Annotated in this window: 16 protein-coding genes; 3 read left to right on the forward strand and 13 right to left on the reverse strand. The window is 31.7% G+C overall.

The window, feature by feature from the left end:
- The first annotated feature begins 4 nt into the window (after positions 1-4).
- From ACQY6M_RS12380 to ACQY6M_RS12390, 3 genes are all read left to right on the forward strand, one after another.
- A complete protein-coding gene (locus tag ACQY6M_RS12380) occupies positions 5-256 on the forward strand; it encodes a type B 50S ribosomal protein L31 (protein ID WP_428742197.1) in 252 nt (83 codons plus the stop codon).
- Between the two features lie 96 nt (positions 257-352).
- Positions 353-1,882, forward strand: coding sequence for an FMN-binding glutamate synthase family protein (locus tag ACQY6M_RS12385; RefSeq protein ID WP_428742198.1), 1,530 nt, complete (start codon positions 353-355; stop codon positions 1,880-1,882).
- A 63-nt stretch (positions 1,883-1,945) separates the two neighbouring features.
- Positions 1,946-3,043: a methyltransferase gene (locus ACQY6M_RS12390; protein ID WP_428742199.1), complete on the forward strand. Its 1,098-nt coding sequence runs from the start codon at positions 1,946-1,948 to the stop codon at positions 3,041-3,043.
- Positions 3,044-3,086: 43 nt separating this feature from the next.
- On the opposite strand, the gene ACQY6M_RS12395 is transcribed toward ACQY6M_RS12390, so the two are convergent.
- From ACQY6M_RS12395 to ACQY6M_RS12455, 13 genes are all read right to left on the reverse strand, one after another.
- A complete protein-coding gene (locus ACQY6M_RS12395) occupies positions 3,087-3,719 on the reverse strand; it encodes an outer membrane beta-barrel protein (protein ID WP_428742200.1) in 633 nt (210 codons plus the stop codon).
- Between the two features lie 54 nt (positions 3,720-3,773).
- The gene (locus tag ACQY6M_RS12400) at positions 3,774-4,943 is read right to left on the reverse strand and encodes a histidine decarboxylase (protein WP_428742201.1); all 1,170 of its coding nucleotides are present in this window, start codon (positions 4,941-4,943) and stop codon (positions 3,774-3,776) included.
- 239 nt (positions 4,944-5,182) lie between these two features.
- Positions 5,183-6,223 carry a M28 family metallopeptidase gene (locus tag ACQY6M_RS12405; RefSeq protein ID WP_428742202.1) on the reverse strand — a complete coding sequence of 347 codons (1,041 nt, stop codon included), beginning with the start codon at positions 6,221-6,223 and terminating at the stop codon, positions 5,183-5,185.
- A gap of 69 nt (positions 6,224-6,292) precedes the next feature.
- Complete coding sequence (locus ACQY6M_RS12410; RefSeq protein ID WP_428742203.1) at positions 6,293-7,090, reverse strand: ABC transporter ATP-binding protein; 798 nt, start codon at positions 7,088-7,090, stop codon at positions 6,293-6,295.
- Between the two features lies 1 nt (position 7,091).
- Positions 7,092-8,123, reverse strand: coding sequence for a FecCD family ABC transporter permease (locus ACQY6M_RS12415; protein ID WP_428742204.1), 1,032 nt, complete (start codon positions 8,121-8,123; stop codon positions 7,092-7,094).
- On the reverse strand, positions 8,124-8,702 hold the full coding sequence (locus tag ACQY6M_RS12420) for a non-canonical purine NTP diphosphatase (RefSeq protein WP_428742205.1): 579 nt from the start codon (positions 8,700-8,702) through the stop codon (positions 8,124-8,126).
- A gap of 141 nt (positions 8,703-8,843) precedes the next feature.
- Complete coding sequence (locus ACQY6M_RS12425) at positions 8,844-9,695, reverse strand: hypothetical protein (RefSeq protein ID WP_428742206.1); 852 nt, start codon at positions 9,693-9,695, stop codon at positions 8,844-8,846.
- A gap of 156 nt (positions 9,696-9,851) precedes the next feature.
- On the reverse strand, positions 9,852-10,325 hold the full coding sequence (rlmH, locus tag ACQY6M_RS12430; protein WP_428742207.1) for a 23S rRNA (pseudouridine(1915)-N(3))-methyltransferase RlmH: 474 nt from the start codon (positions 10,323-10,325) through the stop codon (positions 9,852-9,854).
- Positions 10,326-10,387: 62 nt separating this feature from the next.
- Positions 10,388-10,813, reverse strand: a complete 426-nt coding sequence (locus tag ACQY6M_RS12435) for an SRPBCC family protein (protein WP_428742208.1) — start codon at positions 10,811-10,813, stop codon at positions 10,388-10,390.
- Between the two features lie 58 nt (positions 10,814-10,871).
- Positions 10,872-11,297, reverse strand: coding sequence for a DUF6985 domain-containing protein (locus ACQY6M_RS12440; protein WP_428742209.1), 426 nt, complete (start codon positions 11,295-11,297; stop codon positions 10,872-10,874).
- 48 nt (positions 11,298-11,345) lie between these two features.
- On the reverse strand, positions 11,346-12,173 hold the full coding sequence (locus ACQY6M_RS12445) for a cyclase family protein (RefSeq protein WP_428742210.1): 828 nt from the start codon (positions 12,171-12,173) through the stop codon (positions 11,346-11,348).
- A 175-nt stretch (positions 12,174-12,348) separates the two neighbouring features.
- Complete coding sequence (locus ACQY6M_RS12450) at positions 12,349-12,699, reverse strand: hypothetical protein (protein WP_428742211.1); 351 nt, start codon at positions 12,697-12,699, stop codon at positions 12,349-12,351.
- Entirely contained in the window at positions 12,696-13,298 is a 603-nt protein-coding gene (locus ACQY6M_RS12455) for a hypothetical protein (protein WP_428744958.1), read from the reverse strand. Before ACQY6M_RS12455 ends, ACQY6M_RS12450 begins: the two co-directional genes overlap by 4 nt.
- Between the last annotated feature and the right edge of the window lie 57 nt (positions 13,299-13,355).

Raw genomic sequence — 13,355 nt, forward strand, 5'->3', positions numbered from 1 at the left:
AGAGATGAAAAAAGGTATACATCCAGAAAATTATAGAATGGTAGCGTTTAAAGATATGTCTAACGGAGATGTTTTTTTAACGCGTTCAACTGCTAATACAAGAGAAACTTTAGAAGTAGAAGGAGTTGAGTATCCATTAATCAAATTAGAAATTTCAAGAACTTCACATCCTTTCTATACTGGTAAGTCTAAGTTAGTAGATACTGCAGGACGTATTGATAAGTTCAAAAACAAATACTCAAAATTCAAAAAATAATTTTAAGTATTTTATAATATATTATAAAAGCTCTGGCTATTGGTCAGAGTTTTTTTTGTTTAAAACCTTTATTTTAGCTTGTAAAAAACACAAGAGATGAGAGATACCATTTTATCGATAATTATTGTTATTAACGTTTTGTGTGGTGTGCTGGTTTATTTTATTCCAGACATGGGGAATGTTATTTTATTAACCATAGCTTCTGCAGTAACCTTGTTAGCTATTTATGATGCTTTTATTCAAAAAGAGCATTCGTTAATGAGGGCATTTCCTGTTGTGGCTCGGTTACGATGGATTTTTGAAGATGAGCGAGAGAAAATTCAGCAATACTTTATTGAAGATGATTTAAACGGAAAACCAATTAACCGTGAAAAGAGAAGTATCGTTTATCAACGCTCCAAAAAAGAAATAGAAACCGTGCCTTTTGGTACGCAACATAACGTATATAAAAAAGGGTATGAGTTTGTAAAACACTCATTGTTTCCTAAAGATCATCATTATATTACAGGAGAAAGGGTGATGATTGGTTCTGATAAGTGTACGCAAAAATATGATGCTTCAATTATCAATATATCTGCGATGTCTTTTGGTTCATTGAGTAAAAATGCAGTAATGGCATTAAACCAAGGAGCAAAGATGGGCGGTTTTGCTCATAATACCGGTGAAGGTGGAATTTCTCCATATCATTTGCAAGGAGGAGATCTGATTTTTCAAGTAGGAACTGGATATTTTGGAGCAGGAAAAAGTGTGAATGGTAAGCGTGTTTTTGATGCAGAAGTTTTTAAAAACAATGCGATTCGTCCAGAAGTAAAGATGGTGGAAATTAAATTTTCTCAAGGAGCTAAACCTGGTCACGGTGGGATTCTTCCAGCTAAAAAGAATACAAAAGAAATAGCTGAGATTCGTTCTGTAGAACCGTTTACTAGAGTAGACTCACCACCAAGTCACGATGCTTTCTCTAATTTTGATGAAATGATCAACTTTATTCAAAGTTTAAGAGAGTTATCAGGAGGAAAGCCTATTGGAATTAAATTTTGTGTTGGAGATAATGATGAAATAGAAGGAATGATCAAAGCTTTTGCTGATGCGAATAATTATCCGGATTATATTGCTGTTGATGGAGGAGAAGGAGGTACAGGTTCTGCACCATTGGAGTTTTCAAATTATATTGGAACTCCATTATTAGAAGGATTGTCATTTGTGAACGGAATGTTGAAAAAATATGGATTAAAGAATCAAATTAAAATTATTGCTAGTGGTAAAGCTATTGACGCGTTTGATGTAGTGAAATATTTGGCTCTGGGTGCAGACGCTATTGGTATGGCACGTAGTTTTATGTTAAGTTTAGGATGTATACAAGCACGTGAATGTAATTTAGATACCTGTCCTGTTGGTGTGGCAACTCAAGATAAAGATTTAGTTAAGGCTTTGGTTGTTGAATACAAGAATGTACGTGTAAAGAATTACCACAATAAAACTATTAGTGCTGTTAAAGAAATGGTAGCAGCAATGGGAAAAGAGTCGATTATTGAGGTGGAGTCTAAACATATTTTTAGAAGAGGAAAGGATGGAGAGATTACCTCTTTAGATAAAATTTATGAAGCTCAGGAAGAAGTGTTAATTTAGAATTTAGTTCTAAGTCATTTCGACTGCAGGGAGAAATCTATTTATAAGATAAAGATAAGCCTATTGGAAGCTGCTGTAGAGATTAATTCGAAGACATATCAATTAGAACGTTACCCAAAGACTTTTGATAAAAGTCTTCGTGCATGGAGTAATGCTGAGTTATTGGTGTTAGAGTACATAGCCGATAAGAATATTGAACATTTACATTTGTTTAATGATCGTTTTGGGGTGTGGAATTGTACATTGCACGATAAAAAACTCACAACAGTTTGGACCTATGCTAGTCAGCAGAAAGCCATTCGTCAAAATTTAGAGTTGAATAAGTTACCAGTTATAGTCGACTATAAAACTCCACTGGATGATTTGGGAAAAGTGGAGTTAGCTTTGATGAAAATTCCTAAGTCTATTGAATTATTCGAGCTGTTTTTACAACAAATTCACAAAGTTTCTAATGAGAACACTGAAGCGGTTTGTGGATTCATGACCAAATACTTTTCACCTTCTTTTATAAAAGTAGCAGAGCAGTATTTTGATGAGGTAACCCAATCAAAAGCATGGAAGAAAGCGCGATTACTTATTTTAAAATCGCCTAAAGAATCAATTCTGAAGAAAGAATTTATCAATACAATTCAATGGAAAGAAAAGCTTTTACAACAATATTATGGAGTGTTTTCTTCAGGAAGTATTGATATTGGAACACAATTCTTTTTGGAAAATTTAATAGTTAAACCAGAAGAGTTAAAAATATTGGATGTGGCTTCTGGGAATGGAATTATAGCTTATGAGGTAGTTGAGCAAAACCCACAAACGGAAGTAACTGTACTAGACGATTTTAATTTGGCTATTGAGTCTTCTAAAATTAATTTACAAGGAAAAAAAGCACAGTTTTTATGTGCTGACACTTTAGAAGGTATAGAAAAAGCTTCGTTTGATTTAGTGGTATCGAATCCTCCTTTTCATTTCGAACATGAAAATAATATAGAAATAGCACTGAACCTTTTTAGAGGTGTAAAAGACTGTTTAAAAACAAATGGTAGGTTTTTATTAGTAGCTAATTCACACTTAAATTATAGTACACATCTAAGTTTATTGTTTGAATCTGTAAGTGTTGTAAATCAGAATAAAAAGTTTCAAATTATAGAATGTATAAAAAAACGCTAAGAAATTTCTTAGCGTTTTTTTGTTTGATTTGTAAATTTTAAGACTACCAATAGTACGATAAACCAAACATTAAATCAGTTGAGTTTATATTAAAATTAAAAGAGCTAGTATCTCTATTAGAAAGATTAATGTTGTCTTCATGATTGGTTTTTGAGTAACCTAAACCACCTATATTGGCTTCTAAAGCAATATTTTTATTTAAGAAATAAGTTATTCCTGGCCTAATTCCTATAAAATATTCATTAGATTCTCTTTTATAGGGAGTAGGAGTGTCATTGTTTGAAAAGTCAGAATAACTATATCTAAATTCTCCTTGTAATGAAATAGTTAGTTTTTTACCAAGAGGGAAATGTTTTTTGATGTAAGGAAAAACTTGGTAAGAATTTCCCTTACCAGTCATAATTGTTGATTTATTTTTTGAATACCCATAACCTACACCCAAACCTATAATTAAGTTGTCGTTAATGGTGTATCCTATCTTAGGTGAAAAATTAAACCCAAAAGATTCAGAGTCATTGTTAGAATCTTCAGCTTCGTAGTTATTTTGGTTTATTGATAGGTTTCCACTGATATACCATGTACCTTTTTCAATAGTTAATTTTTCGTTGTCTTCTTTTTCTTGTGCATTAGCAAACGACAATGCAAACAGCATTGTGTATAATAGTAATTTTTTCATAGATTATTTTTCTTTTAAAGCGTTCAAAGATATACGTTGTGTTTTAAAAGAATGTTAACTCAATGAAAAATCATAGGAAATATCCTCTTCAATAATTGGTTCTGTGCAATTTTTTAAATCATTAATGAATTCGTCAATTTGTGTTTTGGTGACATTAGGCATACAAATTACATGAGAAATGTCTCCTTCGGTAGCTAATTGCCATTTGTCTTTTATGCTTTTCGGAGTTTTTGGTAATACTACGGTAATTGCATTAGGATTTCTCCAAGCATCAATTCCAATTTTTTGTAATTCAGCTTCGCAATATTCAGCAACAGCTAAACTATGTTGATAACGTTGTTGTAATCCTTCAACTCCTAATTGTTTTAAAGCGTACCATAAAAATAATGGTGAGTGTCCGTTACGTGAACCTGTAATGGTAGTGTCAAAAGAACCTATATAAGAAATACCCTTAGCAATTCTATCTCTGTTAGATCGTTTTGCCATTAATACTCCTGTTGGGATTGGAGAACCGATAAATTTATGTCCACTAATAGAAATGCTATCTGCACCATCCATAAAATCAAACGGTAAACGAGGTTCCATAAATGGTCCAAAAGAACCTGCTAAAGCAGCATCACAGTGAATATAATGATCTTGGATAGCCATGTTGCTTAAAATTCCTTTGATTTTACCTATGTCATCTTTAGCTTCTTTCATGGTTGTACCAAAGGTAGCTAACACGATTACAGGTTTGTGGCGGTTCATGCGAACGGTATTTTCAAAATCTTCGTAGTCCATTTCACCATTTTCTTGTGATTTAATTACAATACTAGGGATGTTTAATAAATGGATATTCTTACGTACACTATAGTGAGTAGATTCAGAATAGTATACCATAGCCTTTGGAAACAACTCACGAGCAATATATAAACCATATAAATTACTTTCAGAACCTCCGTTGGTAACATATCCCCAGAAATCTTTAGGGTTTGCTCTAAATAACTTGGCAAAAAAGGCGATAACTTCGCGTTCCATTTCGTGTGTTTGTACACGATAGGTACCTTGTTCAAAAGGATCACCAAGATTGTTAATAGGGTACTGAAAAAATCTATTTAACTCTGAATAGTCAAAATCTTTTGATACAGGATACCCTAAAAAAGTATCACGAGCATTGGTAAGTTCATGCTCAAGTTTATTTAGTTTTTGTTGATTCTCTATTGATAATTTATGCTCGTTAGCCATGGATGAAAATTTAAGCGGGCAAAAGTAAACGAAACAATAGTATTTGTCATTAAAAAGATTAATAATTAGATTATTTTTCTATTTTAATATTCTGTGTAGATAAATAATCTAATTATTACTGATTGATTGAGTGTAGAGCGATAAATTTTAATGGAACCTAACAGTTACTTGGGGTTGTAAATGAAAAAAGCTCATCGATTTGATGAGCTTTGTAACTTATAATTTAAATTTGATTGACTTTATTTTGCGGCTTTATCAACTACAATTCGTTTTTCGCGATTAGCAACTTCCCAAGCTGTATGGAAAACTAAACGAGCTCTGTTTTCTAACATTTCATAATTGATTTTGTCAGGAGTGTCTGTAGGCTGATGATAGTCAGCATGTGTTCCGTTAAAATAGAAGATGATTGGAATGTTATGCTTAGCAAAATTGTAATGGTCAGAACGATAGTAAAAACGATTAGGATCGTTATCATCGTTATATTTATAGTCTAAATTGATATTTGTATACTTCTTGTTCATTGCTTCAGAAATATTGTGTAACTCAGTACTTAACTTGTCTGAACCAATTAAATATACATAATTAGGGTTTCCTTTATGACGGTCGTCAACTCTACCGACCATGTCAATATTTAAATCAGCAACAGTGTTAGCTAAAGGGAAAATAGGATTTTCGGTATAAAATTTAGATCCTAACAAACCTTTTTCTTCACCAGTAACATGTAAGAATAGGATTGAACGCTTAGGCCCTTTGCCAGCATCAGCAGCTTTTTTGAAAGCTTCAGCAATTTCTAAGATTGCCACAGTACCAGAACCATCATCATCAGCCCCATTATAAATTTTTCCATTTTTAACTCCTTCGTGATCTAAGTGAGCAGAGATAACTACAATTTCATTTGGTTTTTCAGTTCCTTTAATGAAAGCAACCACATTTTCTGAGTCTTTTAAATTCAGTCCTCTACGGCTGTTACTATTTAAAAAATCAGCAGGAATTTCTTGGAAGTAATCATCACCACCTATTGGAGACTTAATTCCTTGGCTTACATAAAAATCTTTCAAATATTTAACAGCTTTCTTTTGCCCTGGTTCACCAGTATTTCTTCCTTCAAACTCATCAGAAGCATAAATAAATAAGTGTTTTCCTAAATCTTTAGCGGTGATAGTTTTAGCGTATTCAGCAGCATAATCTGTAGTAGTGTCATTATCTGTGCTCGTGGTTTCTTTGCTAGACCCGCATGCAACAAGCGCAATTGCACTTGCAATATAGAGTAATTTTCTCATCAATAATTAGTTAAGGTTGTTTAGTTTGATTAGTGTCCAAAAATAACAAAATGTTATAGAGGGGCAAATTTAATTTTTCTTGATAACGAATTGTTCTAATGTTTTGTTAAAACTTATAAGTTCTTTAGGAAAGAGTTCTTCAAAAGCATTTTGAGCAATTAATTCTTTTGAGGTGCCTGTATATAATTCTTTTTCTGAAAGCAAGATAAACTCATCGGCTAATTGAATTGCTAAATTTACTTCGTGTGTAGAAATAATAATAGTTTTTCCTGTATTTTCTACCAATTTTTTAAGCAGTGAAAATACCTTGAAAGTATGATGAATATCTAAATGAGCGGTTGGTTCATCTAAAATAATAATCTCTGTATCTTGCGCTAATGCACGAGCTATAAGAACCCGTTGTAATTGACCATCACTCAACTCATAAAATCGTTTGTCTCTTAAATGACTAATCTCAGTCTGTTCAATAGCCCAAAGAATTTTTTTTAAATGATCAGGGGTAAGTTTATCTATCCAGTTGGTATAAGGTTGACGTCCTAATGCTACTAATTCAAAAACGGTTAACTGACTTAAAGGTAAACGTTCTGTGAGTACTAAACTCAAGGTAGTAGATAACTCTTGATTGGTGTAAGCAGAAAGTTTTTTCTGGTTAATTTTTACGATACCTTCAAGAGGTTTTTGAACTTTAGAAATTGTACGCAGTAATGTCGATTTACCAATTCCATTTTTACCTAAAAGAGCAACAAATTTTCCTTTTTCAATCGATATATTAATCTTAGAAGCAATAGCAGTTTGTTCCTTTTTTGATTGATATCCTATAGTAAGGTTTTCGGTTTGTAAGACGATATGTTTTTCTGAATTTGTCAAACTATACGTAAATTTTCTTTTTTCTTACCAATAGCCAAATAACTATAGGGGCGCCAAAAAGTGAGGTTATAGCATTAATAGGTAAAGTGAATTCGCTTGTAGGGAGTTGTGCTATACTATCGCAAATTAATAAAACAATAGCGCCAATCAAAGCTACAGCAGGTAATAAAACTTTATGATTAGAAGTTGAAAACAACATTTTTGCTAGGTGTGGAACCGCTAAACCAACAAAAGCTATAGGTCCTGAAAACGCTGTAATAACACCTGTAAGTACGCTGGTAATTAGTAATATGATATTTCTACTTCGTTTAATATTTATTCCAAGGCTTTTAGCATAGTTCTCTCCTAATAGAAAACTATTTAAAGGTTTGATAACAAAAAAAGTACCTAGAATACCTATGAGATAAATGATTCCAAAAACTGTAAGCTCTGTCCAGGTTAAGTTTCCTAAACTTCCAAAACTCCAAAATAAATATTGTTGAATTTGTTCTGCATCACTAAAATAAGCAAGTACACTTATTACTGAGGAAGTTAAAGAACCAAACATTAATCCGATGATTAATATAGACATGGTATTACGAACTCTATTGGCAGCAATAATAACGGCTAACAATACTAAAAAAGCTCCAGAACTAGAAGCGATGGCAAGTCCCCAGTTTGAGAAAACCAAGGTTAAAAGAGTTCCCCCAAAAATACTTGAACCTAAAATAAGTAAAGCTACCCCAAGACTAGCTCCTGAAGAAATTCCTAAAACAAAAGGACCAGCAAGTGGATTTCTGAACAATGTTTGCATTAACAAACCGCTGATAGATAAACCAGATCCGACTAAAATAGCGGTAATTGCTTTGGGTAATCGGTAATTTATAATTATGGTTTCCCAACTATCTTTTATAGAAGTCCCTCCTGATAGGATATTGAAAATTTCTTTTAAAGGAATGGTTACTGAACCTAGACTAACATTTGCAAAAAGAAAAATAATCAGTAAAACCGATAGTACTAAAAAATGAACTGTATATGTTTTTGATAAATTCAACTAATCAATGGATTTTAAAAATGCTACTAATTGTTGAATTGCCAATCCGCGGTGACTAATCTTATTTTTTTCTTCCGAAGTCATTTCAGCAAAAGACTTGTTATGTTCTTCAGGTTGAAAAACAGGGTCGTATCCGAAACCATGTTCTCCTTGTTTTTGTAATAAAATTTCACCTCTACAAATACCATCAAAGAAGAACTGTTTTCCATCTAAATTTAAACAAATAGAAGTCCTAAATTGAGCTTTTCTGTTGGTCTTGTCATTTAATTCGGTTAAAAGCTTTTGCATATTGCTTTCCGAATTACTTGGTTCACCAGCATAACGAGCAGAATATACTCCTGGAGCGCCATTTAACGCTTCAACTTCCAAACCTGTATCATCAGCAAAACAGTTGTACCCAAATTTTTCAGTAATATAATCGGCTTTAATTTGAGCGTTTCCTTCTAAGGTAGTAGCAGTTTCTTCTATGTCATCAAAACAATTAATGTCTTTTAAAGAAAGTAACTCGATAGAGTCTGGAAGCATTTTTTGTACTTCGGCAAGTTTGTTTTGATTGTTAGTTGCAAAAACTAGTTTCATTGATTAGAAGTTTATATAAGCAAATGTATCAATTTTTATTCTCATGCTATTTGTATTCAACTACAGAAATCATAAAAAGAAAATAACCCGCTGTTTAACTAAACAGCGGGTTATGATAAGTTACTATTAAATAGTTTTATATTATCCTTTGATTTTTGCTAACTCTTGTTTTTTAGCATTGATTTCGTTTTCAATTTTTAGTAAACGAGTTTCAATTTTATCAATAATAGCTTGTTTTCTTTCGATGCTTTCTTTAGAAGTAGCAGGATCTTTTTTAGCTTCTTCTAATTTAGATTTCATTTTAGCTAATCCTTCTTTACCACTAATTAAAATTTCTTCGTTGATGCTAATGTCATCCTCAAGATCACTTACTAATACATTCTTTTCTTTAGTAATAACTTTCTCTTGAGCTTTAATTTGATTATCTAACTGCTTTAGTTTTTCTTCTTCTAAACGTAATGCTTCTTGCTCTTTTAAATAAGCAATCTCTCTTGCTTTACGCTCTTCATCTAATTTTTTACGAGCAGCTTCAAGTTGTTGTTTTTTTGCATCAATAGTTTCTTGACCTTTATTTAAGTCTACATTAAATGTGGTACTGTTTTCTTTCTTAGACTCAGTCTTTTTAGCTGCCTCAGCCTCTTTTTTTGTTTTTTTAGCTAATTTTCTTTCAAGGCTTTCTAAGTCTTTTTTATGACCATCAATTTGAGCATTTAACTTAGTAAGTCTTTGTTGCATGTTAGAAACTAATTTTTCTTTTCTTTCAACTTCTGTCTTAGTAGCTTTTTTATTCTTTTTATAATCTTCTAAATTAGCCTTCACGCGTTTTAATGCAGTAACACCACTCATTAAAATCTCTTCGTTGGCATTAATTTGATTTTCTTTATTTTCTATTTGAGCTTTCAACTCTTTAATATCGTCTTGAGCAGCGATTTGTTGAATGCTAAAAAATGTGATGAAAAAGATTGAAGTTGCTAAAAGCCTTAATGTTTTCATTTTAATGTGTTTAAATTTGTGTTTTGGGGCGACAAAAGTATAGTTTCTTGCTTTAAAAAAATAACTTTTAGAGAGGTATTTTTAGTGCTGTTTTTAAGGATTAACACATCTTTATTTTTTATGCAAATTCGTTAGAAAGTATTTAATTTTTTTGCATTATTCATGATGATATGGCTCGTTACGTAGAATAGTAAAAGCACGATAAATTTGTTCAACGATAAATAAACGAATCATTTGGTGAGAAAACGTCATTTTTGATAAGGATAACTTTCCTTGGGCTTTATTATATACAGCTTCAGAAAAACCATAAGGACCACCAATTACCAATACCAATTGTTTAATACCAGAGTTCATTTTCTTTTGTAGATACTGAGAAAACTCCATTGAGGTGTGTTGTTTCCCTTTGTCATCCAATAAAACTAATTGATCGGTAGGTTGTAGTTTAGACAGAATTAACTCACCTTCTTTTTCTTTTTGTTGAGACTCGCTTAGGTTTTTAACATTTTTGATGTCTGGTATCACTTCCAACTCAAACTTTACGTAATGTTTTAGTCGGTTTTGGTATTCGTCAATTAATTGCTGTAACTGCTTATTGTCAGTTTTACCTATGGCGAGTAGTTTTATTTTCATACGGCAAAATTACGAATGTTTTATAAACTCTTAAAAGGATAGGTTTCAGTTGTCTGCTGACTTTATTTCTTTTTTATCGACTCTGCAATACTTTTTATTTGGTTTAATGTTTCTTCCCAGTTTTTCTCTGAATGTTCATACATTGTTTGGTTTTTGATTTCAGAGTGTGTCAGTTTCAATAAGGTTAGCAAATCTTTTTCTTCAAGTTTGAAGCTGATTTTAGAATAATTTTCAGGTTTGTCTGGTAGTCCTGAAAAGTTACTCCAGTAGGTGTAAACAAATAGTTTATTCTCATCAAAATTAATGATATTCCCCTTGTCTACAAATTCTTTCCCATCCCAAGAAAACTTGAAGAGCAAGTCGTTATTAATTTTCCAATCCGATTCCGTCTTTACACCCAACCATTTTTCAATATGTTCAGGTTTTGTTAAAACGTCCCAAACCACTGTAGGAAGTGTTTCTATTATTCGTTCTTTTTTTATTTCCATAATGTTTTAGTTTTTGATTTAAAGTGTATCAGAAGTAAGAGAGGACTAGCAATTAATTTTATCCGTGATAATAGTCCCAAGATTCCATTGTTATAAATTCGTCTTTTAACATAACAATACAAACTCCGTGTTCCTCATCCCAATTACATTCTCCTTTATACATAACAAAGGAGGAACCATTTTGATGGTTATCTGAAATTATTATATTTTGTATTGATATAGCTTTTTTAAAATCACTTGTGTCTTTTATTTCAGGTAAGAATTCTATAAACTTTTCAAACCTTTTTAAGTAAATGGAGTTGTATGAGTTTACAGCTCCTTTGACTAAAGAACTAATTATCTTTTCTTCGTTTTCTAAGAGAAATTCATAAGCAATTAATTGTTCTTTACTGGGTTTTTCGCCAAATCCAAAAAAATCAATACATATAGAGTCTTTAGGTTGATGTTTTTTTTCAAATTGATTGAGAGACTTTAAGGAAACCAATGAATACTATTTATCCTCTTCTTCTGAGTATTCTATTTTCATATTACTCTAATAAACTATTGCTACAATTCTCAATGGCGCACCACTACCATTTTTAATTTTCATTGGTAATGCAATTATTTTAAATCCAATACTAGGTAGCTTATCTAGATTGGTTAGATTTTCAAAAGCTGGTATGTTTTGAGAGAGTAATATAACATGACTTTCAAAATATTTAGATTGACCATAGTCGATACTTGGTGTATCAATTCCAATTGCATTGATGTTCCGTTGTTCAACTAACCATTTTGCTGCTTCTTTAGACAACCCAGGAAAGTGTAGTTTTTTAACCGCATCTTCACCTCGTTCAGCAGTTCCCATATATTTAACTTTATCAGGATAGTATTTAGAAAAACCTGTTTCTAATAAAATAATACTTCCATTAGGAATTTTGATTTTCTCTTTATTTTCCCACGCTAAAAAATCATCAATTTTTATTAAGTAGTCAGGATTATTAAGTGTTTTTGAAGAAACATCAATTTTAATTGCAGACCCGATTAATTTTTCGAGAGGAATTTCATCTACAGTTTGGCCTTTTTCAGCAAAATGGATAGGTGCATCTATATGAGTTCCTCCATGTTCTGCAGTACTAAAATTATATGCGGAATAATAAAATCCTTTATCTGTTTGTCCTTTAAAAACAGTGTCTAATTTGAATTCCTTTGCTGTAACCCAATATACAGTCTCATTAGAATATGCATGGGATAAATCTATAATTTTGTCTTCTGATAAGTTTGTTTGGTCTGATTTATTAGAATCAGGCGAATTGGTCTGTTTCTCATTACATGCCAAGAGTAAAAAAAGGAATAATTTAATTAAAGAAAATGTTTTTTTCATTTTTTTAAATTTAAAACGCTAGATGATGTTTAATCACGCACAGTGGTTTTGTATGTGGTTTGTTGCATGTTTTAAGTACCTAATTTAGCAAATACAAACCAAACTGAAAATCCGTGAGGATTTTCAGAAGTATCCGAGAACAAGCAATTACTTATAGCCATTGTTGTAGTGCCTTTTATTTTATCCAACGGTATTTTCTAATTAACTCTTCTTTTTTAGTTTCAAATCCGCGAGTATCATTATCAATAACTCGCTTAAGAATCCAGCCAGCATCTTTTCCTGCATCAGAAATGGCTTTGGCGTCAGTTTTCCCTTTTGATTTATGCTTTTCATACAACGCAATCATTGGTGTTCCGTTCCAATCAAAGTTTGCACCACCAAATAAATCTCTAACTGAAAACCACTCGTCAAATCTATTTTTGCACCAACAGTAAACAGCACCTTGTAAATAGTCATAGATTCTTTGTTTTTGAGAATCCGTAATCTCTTTTACATCTCTAATTTCAGTTCTAGATATTAATGTCATTTTTTTCTATAGTTTGGTGGAAATTTCTCTTTTCCATAAATCCAGAGAAATTTGTCAATTTGCTTTAGATTATGTTTTGTCAGTCCGTAATAATTTAAAAAGTCTGAAATTATTTTTCTAAACATTTCAAAGTCTTTTAAATCAGTAGTTTTAAAATCCGAAAACTTATCTTTTCGTTTATAAGCCAATAATACTTTTTCCACGAAACTGTCATAAATAGCATAACTTTCTTGATTATGCCAGTTGCAGTATTTTGTGGCAAATGAATAAAAATTCAGTTCTGTATTATTTCTTTTTGTACGGATTCCGTGTCCTTTTGCAATTTGATGAACAACTTCAGCATCTCCATTTTTAAGTCCCTTGTCAATATTCTGTTCCAAAATATGTTCAGCCATTTTAAATGTTCCCAGTATGTTCGTGCTGTACATATCATTTATTACGCTAATTTTTAGTAGAATGTCCTCAATATTGTCATTTTTAGGGAATGCTTTAAATAACTTGACAATGGCATCATCGGCTGGCTTATATCGTTTATCTCGGTTAAATTTTTCGATATAAATGTCCAGTAATTTATTTGTCGGTTTATCTAATTCTGCCATTTTTCTCAAATGCACTACAACTCGTTATATACCAAATTTTACTGCTTTTATTCCAAT

Origin of the sequence: Tenacibaculum sp., from assembly GCF_050290165.1 — a bacterium.
Classification (GTDB): Bacteria; Bacteroidota; Bacteroidia; order Flavobacteriales; family Flavobacteriaceae; genus Polaribacter.

Coding starts and splice junctions, on each gene's coding strand:
- ACQY6M_RS12445 (WP_428742210.1), bottom strand. CDS start 12,173: ATGAAAAAAACATTTTCTTTAATTAAATTATTCCTTTTTTTACTCTTG.
- ACQY6M_RS12385 (WP_428742198.1), top strand. CDS start 353: ATGAGAGATACCATTTTATCGATAATTATTGTTATTAACGTTTTGTGT.
- ACQY6M_RS12420 (WP_428742205.1), bottom strand. CDS start 8,702: ATGAAACTAGTTTTTGCAACTAACAATCAAAACAAACTTGCCGAAGTA.
- ACQY6M_RS12435 (WP_428742208.1), bottom strand. CDS start 10,813: ATGGAAATAAAAAAAGAACGAATAATAGAAACACTTCCTACAGTGGTT.
- ACQY6M_RS12455 (WP_428744958.1), bottom strand. CDS start 13,298: ATGGCAGAATTAGATAAACCGACAAATAAATTACTGGACATTTATATC.
- ACQY6M_RS12400 (WP_428742201.1), bottom strand. CDS start 4,943: ATGGCTAACGAGCATAAATTATCAATAGAGAATCAACAAAAACTAAAT.
- rlmH (WP_428742207.1), bottom strand. CDS start 10,325: ATGAAAATAAAACTACTCGCCATAGGTAAAACTGACAATAAGCAGTTA.
- ACQY6M_RS12450 (WP_428742211.1), bottom strand. CDS start 12,699: ATGACATTAATATCTAGAACTGAAATTAGAGATGTAAAAGAGATTACG.
- ACQY6M_RS12380 (WP_428742197.1), top strand. CDS start 5: ATGAAAAAAGGTATACATCCAGAAAATTATAGAATGGTAGCGTTTAAA.
- ACQY6M_RS12405 (WP_428742202.1), bottom strand. CDS start 6,223: ATGAGAAAATTACTCTATATTGCAAGTGCAATTGCGCTTGTTGCATGC.
- ACQY6M_RS12395 (WP_428742200.1), bottom strand. CDS start 3,719: ATGAAAAAATTACTATTATACACAATGCTGTTTGCATTGTCGTTTGCT.
- ACQY6M_RS12425 (WP_428742206.1), bottom strand. CDS start 9,695: ATGAAAACATTAAGGCTTTTAGCAACTTCAATCTTTTTCATCACATTT.